This window comes from Mesorhizobium sp. ES1-4, from assembly GCF_020164745.1.
Lineage (GTDB): Bacteria > Pseudomonadota > Alphaproteobacteria > Rhizobiales > Rhizobiaceae > Mesorhizobium.
In genome coordinates, this window is record NZ_JAIUGV010000001.1 from 456862 (window position 1) to 482664 (window position 25803).

Sequence of the window (25803 nt, forward strand, 5' to 3'; positions counted from 1 at the left end):
GAGGACGACAATGACCGCATCAGGAAAAATCCGCGCCGGCATGGGCGGCTGGACGTTCGAGCCCTGGGACACGTCCTTCTATCCCGAAAAACTGTCGAAGGCCAAGCAACTGCAATATGCCACCCGGCAAGTGCCGAGCATCGAGGTCAACGGCACCTATTATTCCAGCTTCAAGGAGCCGACTTTCGTCAAATGGGCCAACGAAGCGCCTGACGGTTTCGTCTATTCGCTGAAAGGCAACCGCTTCGTCACCAACCGGCGTGTCCTGGGCGAAGCCGGCGAATCGATGATGCGTTTCCTGGGGTCCGGCGTGGCCGCGCTCGGCGAAAAACTCGGACCGATCCTGTGGCAGTTCGCGCCGACCAAGAAGTTCGACCCGGACGATTTCGAAGCGTTCCTGAAACTGCTGCCGGAAAAGCAGGACGGCGTCGCGCTGCGCCACGCGCTTGAAGTGCGCAACGACAGTTTCATCGCGCCGGAATTCGCCGCGCTCGCGCGCAAATACAAGGCGGCGATCGTCTATGCCGACCATGCCAAATATCCTGACATCGCCGATGTCACCGGCGATTTCGTCTATGCACGGCTGCAGACCGGCAGTGACGACAATCCCGATTGCTACACGCCAAAGGGCCTCGATGAATGGGCCGCGCGCGCCAGGATTTGGGCGCGGGGCGAGCAGCCGGCCGATCTGCGGCGCGCCGACTCCGCCACCGATGCCCCGGTCCAGCCGCGCGACGTGTTCGTCTACTTCATCACCGAGGGCAAGGTGCGCGCGCCGTTCGGAGCGATGGCGCTGATGAAGCGCCTGGCCGGCTGAAAAAGCATCAGTCGGTTCCAGCTACACACTATAAGTGCGTCGCCTACGCGTTTTGCGCATAGAAGAGGGCTTATTCCTGGGCATCTTCGCCACGATCGTAACCTTATCGACACTTCCTTGTTGCATGAATGCGCCGATACCAAGCCGCAAAGCTGGAGTCGCCGCCGGCAGGGAAGAGGGGCATGTCGCTCGACTACACTTCACTTCTGCTGGCTGTCGGGTTCTCCGCCGCTTGCCTCAGCCTGACATTGTTCGGCATGTGGCTCACCGCCCGCTCGGAAAAATTCCTGCTGACATGGGCAGTCAGCCTGGTGTTCGTGGTCGGCGATATTTTCATCTATGACGCCTATATCGAGATGCCCGGCCGCCTGCTCGGCATCGCCACCTCAGCGTTCCTACTGATCGGCTTTTGGGCCATGTTGGGTGCCGCCTATCAGTTCCGAACCGGCGGCTCACCGCTGTCGCGGGCGCCGTGGGGTTGCGTTTGCTTGGTGATAGCGTTGCCTCCCATGGCTTTGGGCTATGATGGCCTCGGCTTCATATTCGAGAATATGTTCGCCGCCCTGCTCCTCTTCGCCACGGCGTTCGAATACTGGCGGGGCCGCGATGAGGCGCCCGCTCTGACGATCGGCATCACCGCGCTCTATTCAGCCACCGCCGCCTCCTTCGCGCTCTGCGCCATGGTGCTTGCCTGGGATGGAAAACTGATCCTGGGCCATGCGCCAAGCAACTGGGCCGAGGAACTCAGCCTCATCGTCGTTATCGCCAGCATGACGGGTATCGGCGCGCTCTCGCTTGCCCTCAACCAGGGCCGCCTGGCAAGACACCACCATCGCAACGCCCTGACGGATCCCTTGACCGGCCTGCTCAACCGGCGAGCTCTGTTCGACATGCACGGCGACGCCCCGGTCGGCGCCTTTACCGCGGTGGTCGTTTTCGACCTCGACAACTTCAAAGCCATCAACGACGAATTCGGCCACGCGGCGGGCGACGAGGTGCTGAAAGTGTTCGCCAGGGTGCTCGCCGGCAATCTTCGCCAGACCGACGTCGCCGCGCGCATGGGAGGCGAAGAATTCGTACTGGTGCTGAAGCGCACCCTGCCGGAAACGGTCGAGGAATCGGCGGAGCGCATCCGGACCGTATTCGCGACGCGGCTGATAGAAACCGAGACCGGCCCGCTGAGCTGCACGGTCAGTGCCGGTTTTGCCTTTGGCAGCAAGGAAGGGCTCAGCTTCGACAAGGTGCTCAGTGCCGCCGACAAGGCCCTCTACGACGCCAAGCGCGGAGGCCGCAACCGCGTCATCGCCTCCCCATTCCGACGCGCGGGCTGATCATGCGAGCAGAGCTCGCCCCTAGGCTGCCATGACGATCTCGTTAAAGGTATCGAGATCGACATAGAACACTTTGGTGATCTCCTCGATCAGATCGTCGTATTCGCAGCCTTGCGACCTCAAGATGTTGATGGCCGTAATGATATCGACGCGCTCGGTAAGCCGCCGCTTCTGGTGGTCCTCGACGTAACGTTCCATGGCCGTCCCTTAGCCTGTGTGCCCAAACGCGTTTGAACGACAATCAGATCGGGAAGCTAGGAAGCCTTGCTTGCGTGGAACTTGCAGAACCTTCGCCGCGCCTCGATCTGCGATAACCAGACTGATACGGAAGCGGCCGACTCACAAAGCCTGGAAAAGACTAGCATGGGACATTGCGTGTGCCACGGGCGCGGCCTGACCGCACGGAAGAAATATTGGACTTGCAAAGAATTTCGGATCTTCAGATGAAAGTCAGTACCGATTCTAGACCGTGAGGAATTTGCGGACATCGGCGCGGTCTAAATCTTCCGCCGGGCCGGTATGGACGATCTGGCCCCGGTCCATGATGTTGACCTCGTCGGCGAGTTCGCGGCAGAAGTCGAGATACTGTTCGACCAGCAGCACCGCGATACCGGTCCGGTCGCGCAGATAGCGGATGGCGCGGCCGATGTCCTTGATCACAGAGGGTTGGATGCCTTCGGTCGGCTCGTCGAGCACCAGGAGTTTCGGCCGCATCACCAGCGCCCTGCCGATGGCGAGTTGCTGTTGCTGGCCGCCGGAAAGATCGCCGCCACGGCGGCCGAGCATCTGCTTCAGCACCGGAAAAAGCTCGAAAACGTACGCCGGCACGTTGCGGTCGGCGCGCCTCAGGGGCGCGAAACCGGATTCGAGGTTTTCCCGCACGCTGAGCAGTGGAAAGATCTCCCTGCCCTGCGGCACGAATGCGATGCCCGACCGGGCGCGGTCATACGCCGCGCTCCGGTCGAGCGCCTTCCCCTCGAAGGCAACGCTTCCGCTCGTCAGCCGGTGGTGGCCGACGATCGATCTCATCAAACTGGTCTTGCCGACGCCATTACGGCCGAGCACGCAGGTGATCTGGCCCGCACCCGCCTTTAGCGACACGCCGCGCAACGCCTGGGCGGCGCCGTAGTGGAGCGTGGCTTTGGAAACTTCGAGCATGTCAGCGCTTTCTCCAGAATCGAAGAAGCGACGTGTCGAAGTGATGGAATTGCACGCGCCAGACCATGATCATCTCCCCAGATAGACCTCGACGACGCGCTCGTCGGCCGAAACGAAATCGAGCGTGCCTTCAGAGAGTACCGAGCCCTCATGCAAGCAGGTCACCTTGACGCCGAGTTCGCGCACGAAATGCATGTCGTGTTCGACGACGATGACAGAATGATCGCGGGCAATATCCCTGAGCAGACGCGCGGTCTCTTCGGTCTCGGCATCGGTCATGCCCGCGACCGGCTCATCGACCAGCAGCAGCTTCGGATCCTGCGCCAAGAGCATGCCGATCTCGAGCCACTGCTTCTGACCGTGGCTGAGATTGGCGGCGAGCTCATTGCGTTTGTCGCCCAGCCGGATGACACCAAGAATGTCATCGATCTGCCGCGCCTCGGCAACCGAGCGGCGATGAAACAGCGCCGGGAAGATCGAACGCGGTCCCTTCAGCGCCAGCATCAGGTTTTCCTCGATCGTGTGGCTCTCGAACACCGTCGGCTTCTGGAATTTGCGGCCGATGCCCATCATGGCGATCTCGGCTTCATCATGCCTGGTCAGATCCACCTGGCCGTCGAAGAACACTTCGCCCTCGTCGGGGCGGGTCTTGCCGGTGACGATGTCCATCATCGTCGTCTTGCCGGCACCGTTCGGGCCGATGACGGCGCGCATTTCGCCCTTGTCGAGCACCAGCGACAGATTGTTGATGGCGCGAAAGCCGTCGAAGGAGACCGAGACGCCGTCGAGATAAAGGATGGTGTTGGATTTGCTCATGGGCGCTTACTCCGCCGCCTGTGGTTCGGGGTCGGACCAGGACCATTCACCTGGATTTCTGGCCGGCGAGCGGGCGGGCTTCGAGGTCGCGGACGCGACTCCCGCCTCGGCGCCGGCTTCTTCAGCGAGGGAAGCCGCGCGCAGCGCCCTGGCGTTGCCGCGCCAGTTGTCCCACATGCCGACGATGCCCTTGGGCAGGAGCAAGGTGACGGCAACGAACAGGCCGCCCAGCGCGAACAGCCAGAATTCCGGCAGCACGCCCGTGAACCAGGATTTTCCGGCATTGACCAGCAACGCGCCAATGATGGGTCCGACAATGGTGCCGCGTCCGCCGACGGCGGCCCAGATCACCACTTCGATGGAGTTGGAGGGTTCGAACTCGCCGGGATTGATGATGCCCACCTGCGGCACGTAAAGCGCCCCGGCAATGCCTGCCATGACGGCCGAAACCGTGAAGGCGAACAGTTTCACATTTTCGGCCCGCCAGCCGAGGAAACGCGTGCGGCTCTCGGCGTCGCGCACGGCCATCAGCAGCTTGCCGTATTTGGAGCCGACAATCGCCCAGGTAACGAAGACGGCGAGGGCAAGCATTACCGCGCTGGCCGCGAACAGCGCCGAACGGGTCGCGTCGGCCTGCACGTTGAAGCCGAGAATATCCTTGAAATCGGTCAGGCCATTGTTGCCGCCGAAACCCATGTCGTTGCGGAAAAAGGCGAGCAGCAGCGCATAGGTCATCGCTTGGGTGATGATCGAGAGATAGACACCGGTGACGCGGCTGCGGAAGGCGAACCAGCCGAAGACGAAGGCGAGCAGGCCGGGCACCGCCAGCACCATGAGGCCCGCGAACCAGAAATGGTCGAAGCCGGTCCAGAACCAGGGCAATTCCTTGTAGTTCAGGAACACCATGAAATCGGGCAGGATCGGATTGCCGTAGACCCCGCGCGAACCGATCTGGCGCATAAGATACATGCCCATCGCATAGCCGCCGAGCGCGAAGAAGGCGCCGTGGCCGAGCGAGAGAATGCCGCAATAACCCCAGACGAGGTCGAGCGAGAGCGCCAGCAGCGCATAGCAGAGATATTTGCCGGTCAGCGCCACGATGTAGGCCGGAATGTAGAAGGCGCTCGATGGCGATACCGCCAGGTTGAGCAGCGGCACGATGATGGCGGCCGCCAGCAGGGCGAAAATGGTGATGGCGATGCGACGGTCGGCACCGGCGGAGAAGAAGCGCCCCGAGATCATGCTTCCACCGCCCTGCCCTTGAGCGCGAACAGGCCGCGCGGGCGCTTCTGGATGAAAAGGATGATCAGCACCAGCACGACGATCTTGCCGAGCACGGCGCCGGCGTAGGGCTCGAGGACCTTGTTGACGATGCCGAGCGAAAAGGCGCCGACCAGCGTGCCCCAGAGATTGCCGACGCCGCCGAAGACGACGACCATGAAACTGTCGATAATGTAGCCGCGGCCGAGATTGGGCGAGACGTTGTCGATCTGGCTGAGCGCGACACCGGCAATGCCGGCAATTCCGGATCCCAGCGCGAAGGTCAGCGCGTCGACCCACGGCGTCCTGATGCCCATCGAGGCGGCCATACGCCGGTTGGCGGTGACGGCGCGCATCTGAAGCCCCCAAGGCGTGCGCTTCATCACGTAGAGCAACATGCCGAACACGGTGAGCGCGAACACCAGGATCCACAGACGGTTCCAGGTGATGGCCAGTTGTCCGACGTCGAAGGAGCCGGACATCCAGGATGGATTGCCGACCTCCTGGTTGGTCGGCCCGAAGATCGAGCGCACCGCCTGCTGCAGGATGAGCGAGACGCCCCAGGTCGCCAGCAGCGTCTCCAGCGGCCGGCCGTAGAGAAAGCGGATCACACCGCGCTCGATGACAAGGCCGACGAACGCCGCGACCAGGAAGGCAAGCGGCAGCGCCATCACCAGCGACCAGTCGAACAAAGCTGGAAAGGATGTGCGGATCACCTGCTGGACGACGAAGGTCGTGTAGGCGCCGAGCATCACCATCTCGCCATGCGCCATGTTGATGACGCCCATGACGCCGAAGGTGATGGCAAGCCCGATCGCGGCCAGCAGCAGCACCGAACCCAGCGAAATCCCGTACCAGATGTTCTGGCCGGCATCCCACAAGGCCAACGTCGAATCGATGCTGGCGATCGCTGCCGTCGCCGCATCCTTGACCGCGCCGGACGCACTGGCTTCGACCGAAGTAAGCAGAGAAACCGCGTCGCGATCGCCGCGTGCGCCGATCAATGCGACCGCGGCGAGTTTGTCGGCCTCCGGCCTATCGGAAACAAGCACCGAGGCCGCGCGAGCCTGTTCGAGCTGGGCCTTGACGCTGGCCACGGTCTCACTGGCGATTGCCGTTTCCAACGGCTCGATATTGGCTGCGTCGGGCGTCTTGAACATGGTATCGGCCGCGGCAATTCGCACCGTCGGGTCCTTGGCGCCAAGTGTCAGGGTACCCAGCGCATCGCGGATCACGCGGCGCAGCGTGTTGTTGACCTTTATCTTGGTAACGTCCTCCTTGGTCGCCTCGCCAGATGCTTCACCGCCCAGCGGATCGGAAAGCTGGACGCTGTCGCTGGCCTCTTTGCCGATGAACACCAGGGAATCGGCCTTGCGGATGTAGAGGTTGCCGTCAGCCAGAGCCGAAAGCGGGCGTTCTACGGCGGCGTCACCAGTGGCCGTCAATTCATGGACGACGGTTCCGATCTCCGAAAAGCCCTTGGCAGTGGCAAACTTGGCGATGATGGCGTGCAGATCGGATTCCGCGGCGCCCGATGACGACAGCGTCGCCAGCAGGAACAGCAGCATCAGGCCTGCGCGGATCAAGGTCATCGGTTTGGTTAACCCTTGCAAGGTTTGGAAATCGGCGTCCGGACGGTGGAGGAACCGTCCGGACGCACGCGGTCTTGGGCAGGGACCCGAAGGTCCGGCCCGGGAGGATCAGTTCGTCCCCTTGCCGCCGCACTTGCCCGTGGCAACGTTGAAGTTGCCGCAGGACAGAGGCTTGCGCCAATCGGAGATCAAATCCTTGGAGTCGGGCAGGTAGTCCGACCACTCGTCGCCCATCACCAGGCCGGGCGTACGCGACACCGTCTCGAACTGGCCGTCGGCCTGGATTTCGCCGATCAGCACTGGCTTGGTTATGTGATGGTTCGGCATCATCGTTGCATAGCCGCCGGTCAGGTTAGGCACCGAAACGCCGATCATGGCGTCGATGACCTTGTCCGGATCGGTGGTGCCGGCCTTCTCGACCGCCTTCACCCACATGTTGAAGCCGATGTAATGAGCTTCCATCGGGTCGTTGGTGGTGCGCTTGTCGTTCTTGATGAACTTGTGCCAGTCGGCGATGAACTTCTTGTTCTCGGGCGTATCGACGCTCTCGAAGTAGTTCCAGGCGGCGAGATGACCGACCAGGGGCGCGGTGTCGAGACCGGCAAGCTCCTCCTCGCCGACCGAGAAGGCCATGACCGGAATGTCCTCGGCCTTGATGCCTTGGTTGCCGAGTTCCTTGTAGAATGGCACGTTGGCATCGCCATTGACGGTCGAGACGACAGCCGTCTTTTTGCCGGCCGAGCCGAATTTCTTGATCGCCGAAACCTCGGTCTGCCAGTCGGCGAAGCCGAACGGCGTGTAGTTGACCATGATGTCCTCGGCAGCGACGCCCTTCGACTTCAGGTAGGCTTCGAGGATCTTGTTGGTGGTGCGCGGATAGACATAGTCGGTGCCTTCGAGCACCCAGCGCTTCACCGAACCGCCATCCTCGCTCATCAGATAGTCGACTGCCGGAATGGCTTGCTGGTTCGGCGCGGCACCCGTGTAGAAGACGTTGCGCTCGCTCTCCTCGCCCTCGTACTGGACTGGATAGAACAGGATGTTGTCGAGTTCCGAGAACACCGGCAGCACCGATTTGCGCGACACCGAGGTCCAGCAGCCGAACACCGCCGCGACCTTGTCCTTGGAGATCAGCTCGCGCGCCTTTTCGGCGAACAGCGGCCAGTTGGAAGCCGGGTCGACGACGACAGCTTCGAGTTTCTTGCCGAGCAGGCCGCCCTTGGCGTTCTGTTCGTCGATGAGCATCAGCATGGCGTCCTTCAGCGTCGTCTCCGAAATCGCCATGGTGCCCGACAGCGAATGGAGAATGCCGACCTTGATCGTGTCGTCCGCGGCCTTGGCCGGCGCGGACATCATCAGACCGGCGGCAACCACGCTCGCCGAGAACATTTTTGTTATTGTCGCGAAATTACCCCTCATACGAAGACTCCAAGCTGGTTGATTGCACCGCAACAGTGCCATGCAACCCCCATGCCAACCGCTGCGGCCCTGCCGGAATTTGGGGAATAGACAAACATTATCAGTTGGTTACTACATTAGATCGAAGCAAAACAAAGGGAACCGGTTAACAAATGGTTTGAGGGAATTTTACGCAGCGCACAAAGGCATTTGCCTAATTTTAGCTCAAAAAGACAAAGTGCCTAGATTTTGATCTAGGCACTCAGGCCGCAGATATCCGATGTTGCGGCACGGAATAAAAATGGGGCAAGCTCGCGTTTCAACCGAGCGACGTCATGGCATCCCTGATTTCCCGCAGCCTTATCGGCATAGTGCTTCTGGCGGCTGCAACCGGGGCGGCACGGGCCGGCTTCAGCGATGGCAAGATGCCTGATGGCACCTATCACTGCGAAGTCTATCTGCTCGGCATGTTCCTCAACCTTGGCGACATCACCATCAAGGGAAACGTCTATACGGGCCCTGTCACCTTCGGCACCGCTCAACAGGCTTATAATTATCAGATGGACGCAAACGGTGTGATCTCCTGGCTGGGCCCGCTGGGCGGTTACACCACCGGCGGCAACACGCTCTCGATGACCCAGGCGACGCTGGACGGCCAGAGCCCGCCCTCCTTCGACATTATCATGAAGCAGCCCGATGGCGCGTTCACCGCCTCGACCTGCACGAAGGGGGGCAATCAGTAGCTCTCCTGGCGTTGGCATCGCCTCGGTGCGGTCTCCACCTCTTCCGGCCTTTTCATGTCATCTCGATGTTGCCGAAGCTGGATAGGCAGCGGTGCGCCGTCACACCGCCGATGCGCTGGGTGCCACCCCAATGGGCCTGCCGGACGGCGTCTATGGCGTCGACAAGGAAGGTGCCGGTCTGCCGAAGCTGCTCTTCACTTGCCCGCATGGCGCGGAAGCGACCGGCCCCTGCTTCACGCCGGACGGCACGCCCCTCTTCCTTTCGGTACAGCATCCTCCGAGGATGCCGAAACGCTCGACAAGGCGCAGTCCCTCTGGCCCGACTTCAGGGATGGCCAACCGCCACGGCCGTCAGTTGTCGCCATCCGCCGCAAGGACGGCCAGCGGGTCGGGGCCTGAGGACGCGCAAAAAAAGCGCGGAACCGGGTCAGGTTCCGCGCCAGCAGGCAGTCGGGAGGTCAAATGGTCTTGGCCGACATCTGTGCGGCGACGTAGTCGGCCTGGCGGATCGCCAGCGACACGATGGTGAGCGTCGGGTTCTCGGCTGCACCCGTCGTGAACTGGCTCCCGTCCGACACGAACAGGTTCTTGATGTCGTGCGTCTGGCCGTGCTTGTTGACAACGCCGTCCTCCGCCTTCGCGCTCATCCGGTTGGTGCCCAGATTGTGGGTCGAGGGATAGGGCGGTGTCGGGAAGGTGCGCGTGGCGCCGACAGCATCGTAGAGCGCTGAGGCCTGCCTGTAGGCATGGTCACGCATCGCCGTATCGTTGGGATGGTCGTCGAAATGCACATCGGCGATCGGCATGCCGTGCTCGTCCTTCTCGTCGGCATGCAGCGTGATGCGGTTCTCTTCGCGCGGCATGTCCTCGCCGACGATCCACAGGCCGGCCATGTGGTCATAGTGGTCGAGCGCGGTGGTGAAGGAGCGCCCCCAACCACCGGGATTCAGGAAAGCCGCCATGAATGGCAGGCCAAGCGAGAGCGTCTCGAATTCGTAACCGCCGACGAAGCCACGCGATGGATCATGGCGCGCCTCGTCGCGGATGATGCCGGCCATGGTGGTGCCGCGATACATGTGCACCGGCTTGTCGAAGATGGCATAGACCGAGCCTGTCGTATGCCGCATGTAGTTCTTGCCCACGTGCCCCGACGAGTTTGCAAGCCCGTGCGGGAACTTGGCCGATTCGGAATTGAGCAGCAGGCGCGGGCTCTCGATCGAATTGCCGGCGACCGCTACGATCCGGGCTTTTTGCTCCCGCAGCTTGCCGTCCTTGTCCGCATAAACGACGCCGGTGACCTTTCCCGAGGCGTCATGATTGATCTTGATCACCATGGCGTTCGGCCGGACTTCGAGATGGCCGGTCGCCTCGCCCTTGGGGATTTCGGTATAGAGCGTCGACCATTTGGCTCCCCATTTGCAGCCCTGGAAGCAAAACCCGGTCTGCTGGCAGGAATTGCGGTCGTCGCGTTCGACCGAGTTGATCGCCATGTTGCCGGTATGGCATTCCTTGTAGCCAAGCTTGTCGGCGCCGGCCTTCAGCACCTTGAAGTTGTTGTTCCCCGGCAACCGCGGCCAATCATTGGTGCCGGTGACGCCCATCTTGGCTTCCGCCTTGGCGTAGTAGGGCTCCATTTCGGCGAGCGTCACCGGCCAATCCAGAAGATTGGCGCCTTCCAGCTTGCCGTAGGTCGACAGCGTCTTGAACTCATGCTCCTGGAAGCGCAGCGATGCGCCCGCCCAGTGCGTGGTCGAGCCGCCGACCGACTTGACGATCCAGGCCGGCAGGTTCGGAAAATCCTTGGCCACGCGCCAATCGCCGGATGTGGTACGCTTGTCCTTCCAGGCGAGCTGCGCGAACGAATCCCACTCGTCATTGACGAAGTCCTCATATTCGTGGCGTGCGCCGGCCTCGAGGATGACTACGTCGATGCCCTTCTGCGCCAGTTCGTTGCCGAGCGTGCCGCCGCCGGCGCCGGAGCCGATGATGACGACCACGCCGTCGTTTTTCAGATCAAATGCTGCTGCCATGGTTTCCTCCCATGAAATCAAATGAATGCGCTTGAGCGAAGTGGGGTCAGAGCCACTCGATGTCGCTGAAACCGCGCGCGATGTAGCCGCCCTTCGAGTAGGATTCGCCTTCGTAGCCGAAGATCGGCCAGACCTCTTTCTGATTGTAGAGGCTGACGACGAGGCCTCCGCGCACCGTCTGGAAGAAGGGCGAGCTCTCGATGTCCCGAAGCAGCGCCACACGCTGCTCTTCCCAGCCTAGCTGGCGGTAACCGCCGCTCCCGGCCTTCTTGTCGAGATCGGCGATGCCGTTTTCGATCAACTCCTTGTGAGCCGGATCCTTGCCGGCCATCTCGTCATGGCCCTTGACGGCAACGGCGTAATATTTGTCGGGAACCTGATCGTGCGGATAGATGTCGCGCGCCACCTGGATCAGTGTCGCCATCGTCTCGGGCTTCAGGGACGAGGTTTCCAGCCCCCAGGCATGTTGCGGACTGATGACGGCACTGCCGGAAATGACGAGCAGCGCGCCGACGCCGCCGCGTTTGAGAAGTTCGCGCCGTGAAAGCCCGGGCTTCCCCTCGTAGATCGTGACCATATATTCCTCCCTGCTTGCTGTTCGCACCCTTCGGGGTGCCGTTGCTGGCGCCGTGCGGCCGGCTGTACCCTATTGGAAGCGCCCCCCGCGCTGCAGGACCTCAATCTTGTAGCTGTCGGGGTCCTCGATGAAGAAAAATCGGGCGATCCGCGAACCGTCGCGGTTGAATTCGACGATCTTTTTCGGATTGAGGCCGAGTGCGCCCAGCCGATCGTGTTCGCCATCGAGGTCGGCGACCGAGACCGCGAGGTGACCATAGCCGTCGCCCAGCGCATAAGGCTCCGTACGCCCCTTGTTGACGGTCAACTCGACTTCGAAGGGCGCATCGGTATTGCTGAGGTAGATCAGCGTGAAGGTTTCGAAATCCAGCCGTTGGGCGACCTCTAGGCCGAATGCCTTCGTATAGAAATCGATGGACCGGGCTTCGTCGAGAACCCGGATCATGGTGTGGATTGCCTTCGCCAAATCAGACTCCGCAGCTTGGTGCTTTCCACGGTGATTATGCGCGCCGGCGAAGAAAGGTGGTGGCAGCCGACTACCACGCATGGGGTTGGAAAAACGGATATGTCCCATCCCAAGGACGAAAGTCTGATTGCTGTTGACGACCTTCCGGTCGATGATGGGACCGCAGGCAGTGTTCAAAGGCGCCGACCGCCCCGTCGGCGCCCAAGACCAACAAAAAAGGGAGGTAACGATGTGCAGAGTCTTTGCCGCACAGGATCCGGAAGGCTATCGCCAGATCAACCGGTCGATCCGTATTGACGGACATTCGACCAGCATCCAGCTCGAGGCGACGTTCTGGGCCTTGCTTGACGAAATCGCGGAAAGCCAGAACCTGACGACGCCGAAATTCATCTCAAAACTCTATGATGAAGCGATCGAGATCAACGGCGAGATCCCGAACTTCGCGTCGATGCTGCGCACCACCTGCGCACTCTATCTGCGCGGCCACCGGCCATCCATGGAGCAGATGCTGAAGCGCGAGGCCGCCTAGCCTGACGCAATCCGCGGACAAGCATGAAACGCTGTGAAATCCAGCAGATCATGCGCGGGGATCATGCGCATAGATCAGGAGCGACGCCGCGCCAAGCCCCGTCGCCTGGATCCTGACAGGCCTGCTTCGAAACGATCCCGGTAAAGCCAAGCGCACCGCGACGACGATTGGTGCAACGCGGCGCGTCCGGCGCCCGCGCCGCGCCTGAAACGTCTAGGATTCAAGCACATCCTTGACGATCGTGGCCAGTTGCTTGAGCGAGAACGGCTTTGGCAGGAAGCCGAAATGCGCCTCGGCCGGCAAGTTCCTGGCGAATGCGTCCTCGGCATACCCGGAGACGAAGACGAACTTGATGTCCGGTTGGCGCTTGCGCAATTCACCAAGCAGCGTCGGTCCGTCCATTTCCGGCATCACCACGTCGGACACGACGATATCGACCTTGCCGCCGAGCGCTTCGAACACTTCCAGCGCCTCGACGCCCGACGATGCCTCGTGAACGGTATAGCCGCGCGAGGTCAGCGCCCGCATGCCGCCCATGCGCACGGCGTCCTCGTCCTCGACCAGCAGCACCGTGGCCGACCCTGACAGATCTTTGGCATTGTCGGCCGGCTTGGCCGGCGCCGCGGCCGGCGCTTCGCCGGGTTCGGCTGCCTTTTTCGCTTCGGCGACGTGACGCGGCAGGAAGATGCGGAAGGTCGACCCCTTGCCCAGTTCGGAATCGCAGAAAATGAAGCCGCCGGTCTGCTTGATGATGCCGTAGACCATTGAAAGGCCAAGGCCCGTGCCCTTGCCGACCTCCTTGGTGGTAAAGAACGGCTCGAAAATCTTCTTCAGCACGTCGGGCGCGATGCCGCTGCCGCTATCCTCGACTTCGACCGCCACATAATCGGCCGCGGTAAGTTCGCGATAGGAGAAGGTTTTGCACTCCTCGGCAGTCACGTTGCGGGTGCGCACCGTGAGATCGCCGCCGGCCGGCATCGCGTCGCGCGCATTGACCGCCAGATTGACCACCACCTGCTCGAACTGGCCGATATCGACCTTGACCGGCCAGAGATCGCGGCCATGGTCAATCTTGAGCTTGATGTCGTTGCCGACCAGCCGTGCAAGCAGCATCCTGAGATCAGCGAGCACGTCGGTAAGGTTCAGCACTTCCGGCCGCAGCGTCTGCTTGCGCGAGAACGCCAGCAACTGCCGCACGAGCGAGGCAGCGCGATTGGCGTTCTGCTTGATGTTCATGATGTCGGGGAAGGACGGATCCGACGGCCGGTGATTGGTCAAAAGCAGGTCGGACGCCATTATGATGGCGGTCAGCACATTGTTGAAGTCGTGCGCGATGCCGCCAGCGAGCTGGCCGACGGCCTGCATCTTCTGGCTTTGCGCCATCTGCCCTTCGAGCGCTTTCTGCTCCGTCGTCTCGACGGCATAGACGATGGCCGATTCCTCGGCCCCCTCGCCACCAGTGCCGTCGGCGACGGCGTTGACGTAAAAACGGATATGCCGCTCTTCATTGCCGGGCAGCACGGTGTCGATCGGCTCGATGTCGGCCTGCCGCTGCCGGGCTTTTTCGAACGCGGCGGCAAAGGCAGGCCGGTCGCGGTCATGAATCACGGTGTCGAGCCGCACGCGGCGATCCACGGCGTCGCGGTCGACGACCGAGGAAAATAGCGACAGGAACGGTGCGTTGGTGCGCAGGATGCGCCCGCTGGCATCGACACCGGCGATCGCCATGGGTGTCGAATTGAAGAAGCGGGTGAAGCGCACTTCTGAAGCGCGCAGATCGGCCGAGGCGTCCTCGCCCTGCGTGCGGTTGAGCACGATGGTGCGGGTTGGCCCGCCGACGCCCTCACGGCTGGCCGAAACGCGATGCATGAAGCGCACTGGCAATGCCTCGCCGGTCATTGTCGTCAAGTCGAGATCGATGACCGCATTGCGCGTCGTGCCGGGGTCCGCCTTGACGGAGCGCACCAGCGCCATGCCGTCCCCGGCTACGATATCGGGCAAGGTGACGGCGCCGGGCGTGAAGCTGGCAAGATCGATGCCCAGCCATTCGGCGAGCGTGGCGTTGACGTAGGTGACGCGGCCGTCCTGGTCGGCCGAAAAGAAACCGGCCGGTGCGTGGTCCAGGTGATCGATGGCCTTCTGCAGATCGAGGAAGAACCGCTCCTGCTCGGCTCGCTCCTGCGAAATATCGGCAAGTTGCCAAGCCAGCATCGGCAGCCGCTGGCCTGGAACGCTGAACGTACGGGCGCGCGCCCGGTACCAGCGGGCGCCAGGTTCGGCGCCGGGCCGAATCGATTGCGCGAGCCGGAATTCGCCGTCGCCCGGCTGGCCGTCACGCAGCCCCGACGCCAGCCGGTAGATGGTCACCGAGGCTTCGGGGACATCCGAGAGCAAGCCTTCGACTGTCTTCAGGTCGGCGGCCGAGGAAGCTCCCGTCATATCGGCATAGGCCCGGTTGGCATAGACGACGCGGCCCTTGGTATCCGTGACCAGCAGGCCCTGCGACATCGAATCGACGAAAGCCTTGGACAGTTCGTCGCCCGTGGAACGCGGTGTGATCTGCACGAAGCCGATGGCGGTCGCGAACAGGAAGCCGACACCGATCATAGCCAGCACGCCAAGCATGCCGAGCAGGAAGGGATCGCCGAGGCGCTCGCGGAAAAGGCCGAAGACGATTGCCGCGCCCGTCAGAACGACGATGAAGACGATAAGCCGGGTGACCGCGCCCGGTCGTGTATTCTGGTCGACGATCGGTACCGGATAGAAATCGCCGCGCGCTTCCTTGGCCATATGTCCCCTGCTCGTGAAATCCGATGTTCCGACCCCTAATGCATATCGCCCAAAAGTGACTTCGATTTTGGGAAAACGACACGCATGAAAACAAGGACCTAAAGCGCTTCACGTGAATCCGTTTCAGCGCGACCGCGCTTTAGCCGGTTGAATCACATTCTCCCGGTCCGGAAAAGGCCCGGGCGGCAAATGTCAGATAAAAATGATGTCGGTCGGCCTTCGAGTGTTTCAAGCTGTTCACGATGCGTGAAAGGCAACTTGCGGTGGCCAGTCGCAACGGTCTAGTGTCGCGTCACTTTCCAAAACCGATCAGGGGAAACCAATGCAGTGGCTGGATAGCGTGGCGGGTCCCGGTTATGCGGCGGCACTCCTGTGGACCTTCGCGGCGCTGATCCTGCTGGTCATCGTGCTCATCATCGTCAGGCTCGTTCGCAACCTGACCTTCGGCACGTTTGTCGCCGGTGGCCGCAACCGCAAGACGCGGCTCGCCGTCATGGACGCTACCGCCGTCGACAGCCATCGCCGGCTGGTGCTGGTACGGCGCGACGACATCGAACATCTGCTCCTGATCGGCGGCCCGACCGATGTCGTTGTCGAACGCGACATCCGCCTTGCCGCGCCGCGCCGTCCGGCGTTGACCGGAGATGGCGGCCTGCAGCCTGTTCCGGCTGCCGCGGCCCCGGCCGCGAAGCCGCGGCCGCCTCAACCCGCTCCCGTGCCTCCCAGGCAAGCCCCCGCTCCCCATCCGGGGGCCGTCGCGGGGCCTGCCCGCCCGCGTCCGGCGGCACCACCACCGGCCCCGGCGCCCGCACCGAAACCAGCGGCGCAAGGCCATCAGTCGACAAATGTCACGCCACTGCCTGCCTATGGCTCCGCCAATGCCAACGTCGTCAAGAACACGCCACCGCCGCCGAGGCAGGACAGCATCGATGACACGCTGATGAAGGAACTCGAGGTTTCGCTAGACCAACCCCGCTCAGGCGGCCCGGCGGGGAAACCGGCATCCAAGGCGCCGCCGTCGCTCGACGATGAAATGACCAGGCTGTTGGGCGAACTCTCAAGCCAGAAGCGATAATTCGCACCCAGGCCGCCTGCCAGTGAGTTGAACTGGTTGACGTTCGAGCATGCCTGATCTGTTAAAGTGCGCCGCGGGCGTTGAACAAAAAATGGCCGGCGAACCGGCCATCTGGAAATCGATGCAGGGTCGATCTATCAGTCGTCGCGATAGACTTTTTCACGGCGCTCATGCCGCTCCTGCGCTTCGATCGACAAAGTGGCGATCGGGCGCGCGTCGAGCCGCTTCAACGCGATCGGCTCACCTGTCTCTTCGCAATAGCCGTAAGTGCCTTCATCGATGCGCTGCAGCGCCGAATCGATCTTCGAGATGAGTTTCCGCTGACGGTCGCGGGCCCTGAGCTCAATCGCGCGGTCGGTTTCCGAAGAGGCGCGATCGGCGAGGTCGGGATGGTTGGCGTTTTCCTGCTGCAGGATTTCGAGAGTTTCGCGCGCTTCGCGCAAGATGTCGTTTTTCCAGGTGACGAGCTTCAGGCGGAAGTAGGATTTCTGCCGTTCGTTCATGAACGGCTCGTCTTCGGAGGGTACGTAATCGGCGGTAACGATGTCGTTCATTCGACTCACCCAACTGCCCCAAATTTGGCGCCTATATATTCGTCGCCTGACGCCTGTACAAGCGCAATCAGCGGCCGTCTCACGCAAATGTTAAAGTGCATCCGCAGCCTTCTCCGGGGCGGGATAGATCTGTTTTGCTGGCGAAAGCAAGACGATCTTCGCCGATCGCCCGCAAGTAATTCGCCGCGCTGAAGAACGCGTACCATTGTGCGCGGAGCCTTTCTCGTGGCTAATCGCGGCGACTTCGGCTCTCGGGCATCATTGGAGGTTGGGTGAGCAGGCTCTATCTGTTGCGACACGCCAAGGCCGGCTGGGCCTTGCCGGGCATGCGCGATTTCGATCGTCCACTCGACGCATCCGGCCGCGCCGATGCCGAAAAGATGGGGGCCGCGATGCGGTCCCGCTCCTATGTGCCGGACCTGACGTTATGCTCCAACGCCAAGCGCGCCAGGGAAACGCTCGAGGGACTGGCCGGCCAGACCGACACAGGCAAGGTGCTGTTTTTCGACGCGCTCTACAGCGAAGACGCGGCCGGCTATCTCCGGCTCGTCCGGGACCATGGCGGACCCGGTTCATTGCTGGTCATAGGGCACAACCCGATGACGGAGGATCTCGCCATCGCGCTTTCGCGCGACGGTGGCGAGACGGAGCGGGCCGTGCTCAACCACGGCTTTCCGGCCTCGGGCCTTGCGGTCGTCCGTTTCCCCGGCGATCTGGCGAATGCGACCCAGGGAGCCGGCTATCTCGAAGCGTTCCTGACCCCAGCCGATCTCTGATGTCGATTTCCAGCGCCATTTCAAAGCCGGGTTCCAGCGCCTATATCGGGCGGACGCAAGTCCGAGAGATCATATTTTGGCATCATCGCTGACCACCTTCACCGACGAGGCAAGAATTGCCCTCGACACATTGTCGGGACGTGCCACCGGACTTTTTTCCCCATCGCTGCGTTTGGGTGTGACTGGGCTCTCCCGCGCCGGCAAGACCGTCTTCATTTCGGCCTTCGTCCACAATCTGATCCACGGCGGACGTCTGCCGCTGTTCGAGGCGCAGAAATCGGGGCGTATCGCCCGCGCCTTCCTCGAACAGCAGCCCGACGATGCCGTGCCGCGTTTTCAGTACGAGGACCACATCGCCGCCTTGGTCAACGATCGCGCCTGGCCGGACTCGACCCGCGCCATTTCGGAATTGCGGCTGACGATCGAATATGAATCGGCCTCCGGCTGGAGCCGCATGTTTTCGTCAGGCAAACTGTCGGTCGACATCGTTGACTACCCCGGCGAATGGCTGCTCGACCTGCCGCTGCTCGGCAAATCCTTCGCCGATTTCTCGCGTGAAGCCCTCGAAATGGCCGCACTGCCTGTGCGCGAGGACCTTTCGCGGGGCTGGCGCGCGATCTTGGCGGAAATCGACCCGAATGCCGTCGCCGACGAAATGACGGCACGCCGGCTGGCAGAAAGCTTCGCCGCCTATCTCAAGGCATGCAAGCTGGACGAGCGGGCGCTTTCGACCTTGCCACCCGGCCGTTTCCTGATGCCCGGCGATCTCGAAGGCTCGCCCGCGCTGACCTTCGCGCCGCTGGCCGGCCTCGGCGACAGCCGCGCGCGAAACGGTTCGTTGCACGCCATGATGGAACGGCGCTACGAGGCCTACAAGACACATGTGGTCAAACCGTTCTTCCGCGAGCATATCACGCGCCTGGACCGCCAGATCGTGCTCATCGACGCCATGCAGGCGCTGAACGCCGGCCCTGGTGCCATGGCCGACCTGGAGCGAGCCGTCACCGAGATCCTGAGCTGTTTCCGACCCGGCCGGGGCAACCTACTCTCCGACCTTTTCTCTCGGCGTATCGACCGCATCCTGGTTGCCGCAACCAAGGCCGATCATCTGCACCATGAAAGCCATGACCGGTTGCAGGCGATCGTGCGGCGCCTGGCCGACCGCGCGGTGGCGCGGGCGAATTTCACCGGCGCCGATGTCGACGTGGTGGCCATGGCGGCGGTACGCGCGACCCGCGAAGGCACCGTCAAGCAGGGCCGCGAAACATTGCCTGTTATCATCGGCACGCCGATCGCCGGCGAGAAGATCAATGGCGAAACATTCGACGGAAAGACGGAAACGGCTATATTTCCTGGTGATTTACCGCAAGATATTGATGCGGTGTTCGACCTTTCGGGGTCCGATCACAGGCAGGACTCCACAGACCCGGCAATCCGCTTCGTCCGGTTTCGTCCGCCGAAACTCGAACGCACGGCCGAAGGTATCACGCTGTCGCTGCCGCATATCAGGCTCGATCGTGCCTTGCAGTTCCTGATCGGAGACCATCTGGCATGACCGCGCCCCGCAAGCCGGCGGCTTTCCGCATCGAGCCGGAAGCCGCGCCGAAACAAGACGCGCCACAAGCACGCCAGGCCGAACCCTCGCGCAAGCCGCGCCCGATGAAGGCCGATGCGGCGTTGGTCATCCCTGCGGAGGTCGACGTCTTCGATGAACCGGACATTGTCGCCGCCGAGCCGCCGCCGTCGGTCGCTCCGAGACAACGTTCGATTCTCGGCAGCATCTTCTTCGGCGCCTTCGGGGTGCTGGTTTCGCTGGCTGTCGGCCTGTGGACGGATCAGCTCATACGCGATCTCTTTGCCCGCGCCGAATGGCTGGGCTGGCTGGCCGCCGGCATGGCGGCGATCGCGCTGCTGGCGCTTCTGGTAATCCTGGTTCGCGAATTCCTGGCGATCGCCCGCCTCGCCGAGGTCGAAAAACTGCAGAAGCGCGCGCTCGATGCCGTCGCGCGCGACGACCCGAAGGCGGCACGCGCGGTGGTCGATGAACTGTCGGCCTTCGTCGCGGCCAAACCCGAGACCGCGGCCGGCCGGCGCGCGCTGGCCGAATTACGCGGCGAGATCATCGACGGCGCCAATCTCGTACGCCTGGCGGAAGCGGAAATTCTCGGCCCCCTCGACGTCAGGGCCAAGGTGATGATTCTCGAAGCCGCCAAGCGCGTCTCGTTGGTGACCGCGGTGAGCCCGCGCGCGCTCGTCGACGTCGCCTATGTCGTCTTCGAGGCCGGACGCCTCATCCGCCGGCTGTCGGAACTCTATGGCGGACGGCCCGGGACGCTGGGTTTCTTCCGGCTGGCGCGCAGCGTGCTGGCGCATCTGGCGGTCACCGGCTCGATCGCCGTCGGCGACAGTTTCGTCCAGCAGATCGTCGGCCACGGCCTGGCGGCGCGTCTCTCGGCCAAGCTTGGCGAGGGCGTCGTCAACGGCATGATGACAGCGCGCATCGGCATCGCCGCGATGGAAACGGCACGTCCCCTGCCCTTCAGCGCGGCCAGGCGCCCGGGACTGGGCGATTTCCTCTCCGCATTGACATCGTTCGCGGCCAAGAAAGACGCCGAAACAGCCGGCTCCGGCAAATAGCGTCCTGCTCTACGGGACGGTGCCCGGATTGCGGTTTCGAAGGCTCTTGGTGACGAAGCATTAACCAATCTTCTTCATGGTCAAACCGGTCACAAACAGCCTCGTTGTTGCCGGGTGTCGTCGATGAAAAGCGTAATTCTGTCCAGCGTCCTGCCCCTGGCGGCGGCGATCACAGCGGTCGCCTCTATGGCATCCGGGGCCTCCGCCGGAGAGCCGGACAGGCAGTTTTTCCAGTCAGTTGAAGGCAAGTGGGTCGGCCCCGGCGAAATCGTCGCCGGCAAGTACAAGGGCACGAAATTCAACTGCAGCTTCACCGGCTCCACGCCCGACGGCAAGATGGGCATGACGCTCGACGGCGGTTGCCGGGTCGGCGTGTTCACCCAGCCGATGTCGGCCAAGATCGAGCGCAGGGGACGTGACTACAAGGGTTCCTTCATGGGGGGTTCGGCCGGTGCCGGCCTCGATATTATCGGCGGCAATGTCGTCGACGCCCGCAAGGTTGTCTTCACCATCAACCGCAACCAGCTCCGCGGCGTCATGCAGGCACGCATTCCCGACGACAATTCGATGACCGTGACGGTTGCCGTGCGCGTTCAGGACCAATTGGTGCCCGTGATCGGCATGAGCCTCAAGCGGGTCGACGCCGTCCAAGTCGGCTCCATCACGCCGAACTGAGCGCACCGCCGCCATTTCTCTACGCATTTCCGGCGGAAAACCGCTTTACGCCCACGATCGGAATTCGGACTGTTCGATCCTGGCCGAAGCCCCTATCCTTTGCGCCGGCGACCAGCCATGGCGCTTAGAGCATTTCAGCGTTTCATCGAAATGCTGAAATGCTTTAGCTCTTTGTTTGATGCAATTCCGGACGGAAGACCATTTCACGCTCGTCCTAGGATTGCGCTTGACCCCGACCGCACCCCGTTGCGGTCCCGAACGAACGGAATGACAGGCATGGCGGCAGAGGCATCGGGCAGCGATCTCGTTCAGGTGGTGGCATTGCTGGCGGCAGGCGTGGTGGCCGTCCCGATCTTCAAGCGCATGGGTCTCGGTTCGATTCTCGGTTACCTGGCCGCCGGCGTGGTGATCGGCCCGTTCGGCATCGGCGTCTTTTCGGAATCGGGAGCCATCCTGCATGTCGCCGAACTCGGCGTTGTCATGTTCCTGTTCATAATCGGCTTGGAAATGCAGCCGTCGCGGCTCTGGGGCCTGCGCCGCGAGATCTTCGGGCTTGGGGCGCTTCAAGTCGGGGTCTGCGCCGTGCTGCTGACCGGTGTCGGCATGGCCGGAGGGTTTCCGATCGCGCAGTCCTTCGTCGCCGGCGCCGGTTTCGTGCTGACCTCGACGGCCATCGTCATGCAGCTTCTGGAGGAGCGCGGCGAAATCGCCTTGCCCAAGGGCCAGCGCATCGTCTCCATCCTGCTGCTGGAGGATCTCGCCATCGTGCCGCTGCTCGCCCTGATCGCCTTCCTGGCGCCCGGCGGGGCCGATACCAGCCTGTCGGAGCGGTTGACCGAGGTCGGCATCGGCCTCGCCGCGATCGTCGGGCTGGTGGTCGCGGGACGATACCTGCTCAACCCCTTCTTCCGCATCCTCGCGGATGCCCGTGCACGCGAGGTAATGACGGCTGCGGCACTGCTGGTCGTGCTTGGGTCGGCGCTCGCCATGCAACTCAGCGGCCTGTCGATGGCGATGGGCGCGTTCCTGGCCGGCGTGCTGCTCTCGGAATCGACCTTCCGCCATCAACTCGAAGCCGACATCGAACCGTTCCGCGGCATCCTGCTCGGTCTGTTCTTCCTTGCGGTCGGCATGTCGCTCGATCTGCATGTGGTGGCGGCGAACTGGAAGCTGATCGCCATCTATGTAGTCGCCTACATGGCGATGAAGGCTTTCGGCATCTACGTCGTGGCCCGCGTCCTGAGATCAGGCCACCGCGAGGCGCTGGAACGCGCGGTCTTCATGGCGCAAGGCGGCGAATTCGCCTTCGTGCTTTATTCCGCGGCGGCCGCCGTCGGCATCATCGACGGCCAGGCGAACGCGACGCTGACGGCGATCATCATCATCTCCATGGTGCTGACGCCGTTGGCAATCATTGCCCTGCGCTATTTCACGCCGCGCGACGAGCAGTCGCTGGACGGCGTCGAAGTCGCCGACGGCCTGACGGGCAGCGTGCTGATCATCGGCTTCGGTCGCTTCGGCCAGATCGCCAGCCAACCCCTGCTCTTGCGCGGCATCGACGTCTCGATCATCGATAACGATGTCGAGATGATCCAGGCGGCCGCCGATTTCGGCTTCAAGGTCTATTATGGCGACGGCACGCGGCTGGACATCCTTCACGCGGCCGGGGCCGGCCGGGCGCGGGCCGTGCTCATCTGTGTCGACAAGCCCGACGCCGCCATCCGCATCGCCGAACTCGTCAAGGCGGAGTTTCCGTTGCTTACGGTGCTGGCACGCGCTTTCGACCGCGGCACGGCCTTGCAACTCATTCGCGCCGGCGTCGATTATCAGCTGCGCGAAACCTTCGAATCGGCACTCGTCTTTGGCGGCTCGACACTCGAGGCGCTGGGCGTCGATCCCGAAGACGTCGCCGAAACGATCGAGGACGTCAGGCGCCGCGACACCGCCCGCTTCGAGACCCAACTCGCCGAAGGCATCCGCTCTGGCCAGCGGTTCCTGAAAGGCAATATCGGCACGCCGATCCCGACCCCGCTCTCCACGCCCCGCCGTCCTGGCCAGGCGCTCAACGAGGAAACAGCCGGCGTCCTGCATAAGTCCGAAGCGACGGATTGAATAAGGAAATCAGGAAATGGAATTGGACAGCAGGGCCTTGTCGGTCACCAAATTCTGGCGCGACGCCGGCGAGGATGCATGGTTCGAGAAGAACGATGCATTCGATGCCGATTTCCGCGACCGCTTCCTCGACCTCCATTACGGCGCGGCGCGACGCGAATGCGACGACTGGTCAGGACATGCCGAAGGCTCGCTGGCGCTGATGATCCTGCTCGACCAGTTTCCGCGCAATTGCTTTCGCGGCACCGGCCACATGTTTGCGACCGACCCGCTGGCAAGGCACTTCGCGCTAAAGGCGATCGATGCGGGCCATGATGTGGCGTTGGAACCGGAGGTCCGCGTGTTCCTGTATCTGCCGTTCGAACATTCGGAAAATCCCGCCGACCAGGACCGTTCGGTTGAACTTCACACCGCCAGGGCCGAGTCCAACTTGAAGTACGCGCTGGAACATCGCGACATCATCCGGCGCTTCGGCCGCTTTCCGCACCGCAACAGGATGCTTGGCCGCGAGACGACGGCTGAGGAAAAAGCCTTCCTGGATGACGGTGGTTTCTCCGGCTAGTGCCGCCGGGTCTAGGCCCACCACCAGGCGCGGCCGGATGGCAGCCGCTCGATGCCAGCCGCGTCCACGGAGACCAGGCGATCGGCAACGCGTTTGCCGCCTACGCTAAGGTCCGGCGCGATCTCGGCCAGCGGCGCCAGGACGAAGGCGCGCTCCAGCATGCGCGGGTGCGGCACTTCCAGGCCCGTTTCATGGATGATGCGGTCGCCGAACACCAGGATGTCGATGTCGATCAGGCGCGGCCCCCATCTCTCCTCGCGCACGCGTTTGAGCTTTCGCTCGGCATCGAGACAGAGGTCGAGCAATGCCCGCGGCGACAGCCGCGTCGACAGTCCGGCGGCCGCGTTGAGGAAATCAGGCTGGTCGAGCTTGCCCCAGGGCGGCGTCCGGTAGAGCGAAGAAACGGCGGCCACGTCGGTATCGGGATCGGCATCGAGCAGGCGCAACGCCGCCCCCATCGATTTCGCCGGATCACCGAGATTGCCGCCGAGGCTGAGATAGACAGTGTTACTCGGGCCAGACAACGGTCACCTCGACGTAATCGAGCACGCCAGGCACCGGCGCGTTTGGCTTGCGAACGGTGACCTCGGCTTTGCGGATCTGGGGAAAGCGCCCGGTGAGAGCCTTTGCGACTTCCAGGGCCAAGGCTTCGATCAGGAAGCGCCTGTGTCCGGTGATGATTTGCTCGATGACCGTGAAGGCAACGCCGTAATTGACGGTCTCGCCGATGGCGTCATCGACGAGCGCGCGTCCGGGCTCGACGGTGAGCGAGGCATCGACATAGAACCGCTGACCCAGCGCTTCTTCCTCGTCCAGCACGCCGTGCCGGGCAAAGAAGGCGCAATTCTTCATGCGGATGACATACATGGCTCAGCGTTCCGATCCATTAGAGCAATTCCAGGGAAAGTGCGTAGCGGTTTTCTGTCCGGAATTACGTGAAAACAAAGAGTTAGAGCGGTTCAGCGATTCAATCAAACGCTGAACCGCTCTAGGGCGACGTGCGTTCCCGCGCCAGCATAGCATCCGCCACAGCCAGCGCGTCCACGTTGATTGCGACATCATGGACGCGAAACAGATGCGCGCCCTTGAGCCTGAGGATGACGCTGGTCGCCGCGGTCCCGGCAGCCCGGTCGGCGGCGTCACGGCCCGTGACGGTGCCGATGAAGCGTTTTCGCGACGTGCCGGCCATCAGCGGGAAGCCCAGCGCACCGAGTTCGGAAAACCGTGCCATCAGATCGAGGTTTTCCTCCGCCGTCTCCTTGGCGAAGCCAAAGCCGGGGTCGAGCACCATTTGGTCGTCGGCGACACCCTGCCCGCGCCCGATCGCCACCGATTTTCCCAGGAACGCCAACTGGTCGGCGATGACATCGGGCAGCTTGTCGCGGCCCCGGCCGGTATGCATGATGATGAGCCCGGCGCCGGTTTCGGCCGCCACCCGCGCAATGTCGGGCTCGCGCTGCAGACCCCAGACATCATTGACGATATGCGCGCCGGCCGCCACCGCGAGTCCTGCGGTCTCCGCACGATAGGTGTCGACCGAGATCAGCACGTCGCCGGCACGCGCCAGCGCCTCGATCACTGGCAGGATACGGACCTGCTCCTCGCTGGCCGAGATCGGGGCCGCGCCCGGCCGGGTCGATTCTCCGCCAACATCGATGATCGAGGCTCCTTCCCCGATCATGCGGCGCGCCTGGACCAGTGCGGTTGCGGGAGCATCGAACAGGCCGCCGTCGGAAAAGCTGTCGGGCGTGACGTTGAGGATGCCGACGACCACTGCCTTGCCGCCCAGCTCGATATGACGCCCATGCGCCATCTGCCACCGCGTCGCCGTCATTGTGCATCAACCATGGGCTCATCAACCAACGGGCATCAACGATGTATGATCCGCATCGGATCAGTTCCGTTG

The 25803-nt window shown here is 62.7% G+C and carries 27 protein-coding genes; 12 read left to right on the forward strand and 15 right to left on the reverse strand.

Annotation, left to right across the window (positions count from 1 at the left end):
- Window positions 1–10: 10 nt before the first annotated feature.
- Complete coding sequence (locus LB556_RS02370) at window positions 11–817, forward strand: DUF72 domain-containing protein (RefSeq protein WP_224562910.1); 807 nt, start codon at window positions 11–13, stop codon at window positions 815–817.
- 182 nt (window positions 818–999) lie between these two features.
- Entirely contained in the window at window positions 1000–2148 is a 1149-nt protein-coding gene (locus LB556_RS02375; RefSeq protein WP_224562913.1) for a GGDEF domain-containing protein, read from the forward strand.
- A gap of 21 nt (window positions 2149–2169) precedes the next feature.
- Here the strand turns inward: LB556_RS02375 and LB556_RS02380 are convergent, their stop codons facing one another.
- The 6 genes from LB556_RS02380 to urtA form a co-directional block, all read right to left on the reverse strand.
- Window positions 2170–2346, reverse strand: a complete 177-nt coding sequence (locus LB556_RS02380; protein ID WP_081293955.1) for a hypothetical protein — start codon at window positions 2344–2346, stop codon at window positions 2170–2172.
- 264 nt (window positions 2347–2610) lie between these two features.
- The gene (gene urtE, locus LB556_RS02385; RefSeq protein WP_224562915.1) at window positions 2611–3306 is read right to left on the reverse strand and encodes an urea ABC transporter ATP-binding subunit UrtE; all 696 of its coding nucleotides are present in this window, start codon (window positions 3304–3306) and stop codon (window positions 2611–2613) included.
- Between the two features lie 69 nt (window positions 3307–3375).
- Window positions 3376–4122, reverse strand: coding sequence for an urea ABC transporter ATP-binding protein UrtD (gene urtD / locus LB556_RS02390; protein ID WP_224562917.1), 747 nt, complete (start codon window positions 4120–4122; stop codon window positions 3376–3378).
- 6 nt (window positions 4123–4128) lie between these two features.
- Window positions 4129–5364 (reverse strand): urea ABC transporter permease subunit UrtC, encoded by a 1236-nt coding sequence (gene urtC, locus LB556_RS02395; RefSeq protein WP_224562919.1) that lies wholly within the window; start codon window positions 5362–5364, stop codon window positions 4129–4131.
- Window positions 5361–6974: an urea ABC transporter permease subunit UrtB gene (gene urtB / locus LB556_RS02400; RefSeq protein ID WP_224562921.1), complete on the reverse strand. Its 1614-nt coding sequence runs from the start codon at window positions 6972–6974 to the stop codon at window positions 5361–5363. Before urtB ends, urtC begins: the two co-directional genes overlap by 4 nt.
- 108 nt (window positions 6975–7082) lie before the next feature.
- Window positions 7083–8363, reverse strand: coding sequence for an urea ABC transporter substrate-binding protein (gene urtA, locus LB556_RS02405; RefSeq protein WP_224563853.1), 1281 nt, complete (start codon window positions 8361–8363; stop codon window positions 7083–7085).
- Window positions 8364–8707: 344 nt separating this feature from the next.
- Between urtA and LB556_RS02410 the strand changes: the two genes are divergently transcribed.
- Window positions 8708–9115: a hypothetical protein gene (locus LB556_RS02410; RefSeq protein WP_224562923.1), complete on the forward strand. Its 408-nt coding sequence runs from the start codon at window positions 8708–8710 to the stop codon at window positions 9113–9115.
- A gap of 52 nt (window positions 9116–9167) precedes the next feature.
- On the opposite strand, the gene LB556_RS02415 is transcribed toward LB556_RS02410, so the two are convergent.
- Window positions 9168–9389: a hypothetical protein gene (locus LB556_RS02415; RefSeq protein WP_224563895.1), complete on the reverse strand. Its 222-nt coding sequence runs from the start codon at window positions 9387–9389 to the stop codon at window positions 9168–9170.
- On the opposite strand from LB556_RS02415, the gene LB556_RS02420 reads away from it, so the two are divergent.
- On the forward strand, window positions 9303–9644 hold the full coding sequence (locus LB556_RS02420) for a DUF839 domain-containing protein (RefSeq protein WP_263485075.1): 342 nt from the start codon (window positions 9303–9305) through the stop codon (window positions 9642–9644). The two genes, LB556_RS02415 and LB556_RS02420, sit on opposite strands and share 87 nt — an antisense overlap.
- Here the strand turns inward: LB556_RS02420 and LB556_RS02425 are convergent.
- From LB556_RS02425 to LB556_RS02435, 3 genes are all read right to left on the reverse strand, one after another.
- Window positions 9574–11145 (reverse strand): GMC family oxidoreductase, encoded by a 1572-nt coding sequence (locus LB556_RS02425; protein ID WP_224562925.1) that lies wholly within the window; start codon window positions 11143–11145, stop codon window positions 9574–9576. The two genes, LB556_RS02420 and LB556_RS02425, sit on opposite strands and share 71 nt — an antisense overlap.
- Before the next feature lie 46 nt (window positions 11146–11191).
- Window positions 11192–11722: a gluconate 2-dehydrogenase subunit 3 family protein gene (locus tag LB556_RS02430; RefSeq protein WP_224562927.1), complete on the reverse strand. Its 531-nt coding sequence runs from the start codon at window positions 11720–11722 to the stop codon at window positions 11192–11194.
- A 69-nt stretch (window positions 11723–11791) separates the two neighbouring features.
- The gene (locus LB556_RS02435; protein ID WP_224563859.1) at window positions 11792–12187 is read right to left on the reverse strand and encodes a VOC family protein; all 396 of its coding nucleotides are present in this window, start codon (window positions 12185–12187) and stop codon (window positions 11792–11794) included.
- A gap of 229 nt (window positions 12188–12416) precedes the next feature.
- Here LB556_RS02435 and LB556_RS02440 point away from each other — a divergent pair, with 229 nt between their 5' ends.
- Complete coding sequence (locus LB556_RS02440) at window positions 12417–12716, forward strand: ribbon-helix-helix domain-containing protein (protein WP_224562929.1); 300 nt, start codon at window positions 12417–12419, stop codon at window positions 12714–12716.
- 213 nt (window positions 12717–12929) lie between these two features.
- Here LB556_RS02440 and cckA read toward each other — a convergent pair whose 3' ends face one another.
- Window positions 12930–15506: a cell cycle histidine kinase CckA gene (gene cckA, locus LB556_RS02450; RefSeq protein WP_224562932.1), complete on the reverse strand. Its 2577-nt coding sequence runs from the start codon at window positions 15504–15506 to the stop codon at window positions 12930–12932.
- A gap of 322 nt (window positions 15507–15828) precedes the next feature.
- Between cckA and LB556_RS02455 the strand changes: the two genes are divergently transcribed.
- Entirely contained in the window at window positions 15829–16581 is a 753-nt protein-coding gene (locus LB556_RS02455) for a flagellar biosynthetic protein FliO (RefSeq protein WP_224562935.1), read from the forward strand.
- A gap of 137 nt (window positions 16582–16718) precedes the next feature.
- Here the strand turns inward: LB556_RS02455 and dksA are convergent, their stop codons facing one another.
- A complete protein-coding gene (gene dksA / locus LB556_RS02460; RefSeq protein WP_006202025.1) occupies window positions 16719–17135 on the reverse strand; it encodes an RNA polymerase-binding protein DksA in 417 nt (138 codons plus the stop codon).
- 272 nt (window positions 17136–17407) lie between these two features.
- Here dksA and LB556_RS02465 point away from each other — a divergent pair, with 272 nt between their 5' ends.
- From LB556_RS02465 to LB556_RS02490, 6 genes are all read left to right on the forward strand, one after another.
- A complete protein-coding gene (locus LB556_RS02465; RefSeq protein WP_224562938.1) occupies window positions 17408–17911 on the forward strand; it encodes a SixA phosphatase family protein in 504 nt (167 codons plus the stop codon).
- A 76-nt stretch (window positions 17912–17987) separates the two neighbouring features.
- Window positions 17988–19466 carry a YcjX family protein gene (locus LB556_RS02470; RefSeq protein WP_224562941.1) on the forward strand — a complete coding sequence of 493 codons (1479 nt, stop codon included), beginning with the start codon at window positions 17988–17990 and terminating at the stop codon, window positions 19464–19466.
- Window positions 19463–20548 (forward strand): YcjF family protein, encoded by a 1086-nt coding sequence (locus LB556_RS02475; protein WP_224562943.1) that lies wholly within the window; start codon window positions 19463–19465, stop codon window positions 20546–20548. Before LB556_RS02470 ends, LB556_RS02475 begins: the two co-directional genes overlap by 4 nt.
- 123 nt (window positions 20549–20671) lie before the next feature.
- Complete coding sequence (locus tag LB556_RS02480; RefSeq protein ID WP_224562946.1) at window positions 20672–21223, forward strand: hypothetical protein; 552 nt, start codon at window positions 20672–20674, stop codon at window positions 21221–21223.
- 276 nt (window positions 21224–21499) lie between these two features.
- Window positions 21500–23335, forward strand: a complete 1836-nt coding sequence (locus LB556_RS02485) for a monovalent cation:proton antiporter-2 (CPA2) family protein (protein ID WP_224562949.1) — start codon at window positions 21500–21502, stop codon at window positions 23333–23335.
- A gap of 16 nt (window positions 23336–23351) precedes the next feature.
- Complete coding sequence (locus LB556_RS02490) at window positions 23352–23897, forward strand: DUF924 family protein (RefSeq protein ID WP_224562952.1); 546 nt, start codon at window positions 23352–23354, stop codon at window positions 23895–23897.
- 11 nt (window positions 23898–23908) lie between these two features.
- Here the strand turns inward: LB556_RS02490 and folK are convergent, their stop codons facing one another.
- The 3 genes from folK to folP all read right to left on the reverse strand — a co-directional run bounded on the left by folK (window position 23909) and on the right by folP (window position 25731).
- Window positions 23909–24421 (reverse strand): 2-amino-4-hydroxy-6-hydroxymethyldihydropteridine diphosphokinase, encoded by a 513-nt coding sequence (gene folK / locus LB556_RS02495; RefSeq protein ID WP_224562955.1) that lies wholly within the window; start codon window positions 24419–24421, stop codon window positions 23909–23911.
- Window positions 24405–24764 (reverse strand): dihydroneopterin aldolase, encoded by a 360-nt coding sequence (gene folB / locus LB556_RS02500; protein ID WP_224562958.1) that lies wholly within the window; start codon window positions 24762–24764, stop codon window positions 24405–24407. Before folB ends, folK begins: the two co-directional genes overlap by 17 nt.
- 121 nt (window positions 24765–24885) lie before the next feature.
- Entirely contained in the window at window positions 24886–25731 is an 846-nt protein-coding gene (folP, locus tag LB556_RS02505; RefSeq protein ID WP_224562972.1) for a dihydropteroate synthase, read from the reverse strand.
- Window positions 25732–25803: the final 72 nt, after the last annotated feature.

What these genes read in the sequence shown, in the direction of transcription:
- LB556_RS02490 (WP_224562952.1), top strand. Translation starts at nt 23,352, where the DNA reads ATGGAATTGGACAGCAGGGCCTTGTCGGTCACCAAATTCTGGCGCGAC.
- folP (WP_224562972.1), bottom strand. Translation starts at nt 25,731, where the DNA reads ATGACGGCGACGCGGTGGCAGATGGCGCATGGGCGTCATATCGAGCTG.
- LB556_RS02425 (WP_224562925.1), bottom strand. Translation starts at nt 11,145, where the DNA reads ATGGCAGCAGCATTTGATCTGAAAAACGACGGCGTGGTCGTCATCATC.
- urtD (WP_224562917.1), bottom strand. Translation starts at nt 4,122, where the DNA reads ATGAGCAAATCCAACACCATCCTTTATCTCGACGGCGTCTCGGTCTCC.
- dksA (WP_006202025.1), bottom strand. Translation starts at nt 17,135, where the DNA reads ATGAACGACATCGTTACCGCCGATTACGTACCCTCCGAAGACGAGCCG.
- LB556_RS02410 (WP_224562923.1), top strand. Translation starts at nt 8,708, where the DNA reads ATGGCATCCCTGATTTCCCGCAGCCTTATCGGCATAGTGCTTCTGGCG.
- LB556_RS02415 (WP_224563895.1), bottom strand. Translation starts at nt 9,389, where the DNA reads ATGCTGTACCGAAAGGAAGAGGGGCGTGCCGTCCGGCGTGAAGCAGGG.
- LB556_RS02455 (WP_224562935.1), top strand. Translation starts at nt 15,829, where the DNA reads ATGCAGTGGCTGGATAGCGTGGCGGGTCCCGGTTATGCGGCGGCACTC.
- LB556_RS02475 (WP_224562943.1), top strand. Translation starts at nt 19,463, where the DNA reads ATGACCGCGCCCCGCAAGCCGGCGGCTTTCCGCATCGAGCCGGAAGCC.
- urtB (WP_224562921.1), bottom strand. Translation starts at nt 6,974, where the DNA reads ATGACCTTGATCCGCGCAGGCCTGATGCTGCTGTTCCTGCTGGCGACG.
- LB556_RS02485 (WP_224562949.1), top strand. Translation starts at nt 21,500, where the DNA reads ATGGCGGCAGAGGCATCGGGCAGCGATCTCGTTCAGGTGGTGGCATTG.
- LB556_RS02440 (WP_224562929.1), top strand. Translation starts at nt 12,417, where the DNA reads ATGTGCAGAGTCTTTGCCGCACAGGATCCGGAAGGCTATCGCCAGATC.
- urtE (WP_224562915.1), bottom strand. Translation starts at nt 3,306, where the DNA reads ATGCTCGAAGTTTCCAAAGCCACGCTCCACTACGGCGCCGCCCAGGCG.
- cckA (WP_224562932.1), bottom strand. Translation starts at nt 15,506, where the DNA reads ATGGCCAAGGAAGCGCGCGGCGATTTCTATCCGGTACCGATCGTCGAC.
- urtA (WP_224563853.1), bottom strand. Translation starts at nt 8,363, where the DNA reads ATGTTCTCGGCGAGCGTGGTTGCCGCCGGTCTGATGATGTCCGCGCCG.
- LB556_RS02375 (WP_224562913.1), top strand. Translation starts at nt 1,000, where the DNA reads ATGTCGCTCGACTACACTTCACTTCTGCTGGCTGTCGGGTTCTCCGCC.
- urtC (WP_224562919.1), bottom strand. Translation starts at nt 5,364, where the DNA reads ATGATCTCGGGGCGCTTCTTCTCCGCCGGTGCCGACCGTCGCATCGCC.
- LB556_RS02430 (WP_224562927.1), bottom strand. Translation starts at nt 11,722, where the DNA reads ATGGTCACGATCTACGAGGGGAAGCCCGGGCTTTCACGGCGCGAACTT.
- folB (WP_224562958.1), bottom strand. Translation starts at nt 24,764, where the DNA reads ATGTATGTCATCCGCATGAAGAATTGCGCCTTCTTTGCCCGGCACGGC.
- LB556_RS02380 (WP_081293955.1), bottom strand. Translation starts at nt 2,346, where the DNA reads ATGGAACGTTACGTCGAGGACCACCAGAAGCGGCGGCTTACCGAGCGC.
- LB556_RS02480 (WP_224562946.1), top strand. Translation starts at nt 20,672, where the DNA reads ATGAAAAGCGTAATTCTGTCCAGCGTCCTGCCCCTGGCGGCGGCGATC.
- LB556_RS02370 (WP_224562910.1), top strand. Translation starts at nt 11, where the DNA reads ATGACCGCATCAGGAAAAATCCGCGCCGGCATGGGCGGCTGGACGTTC.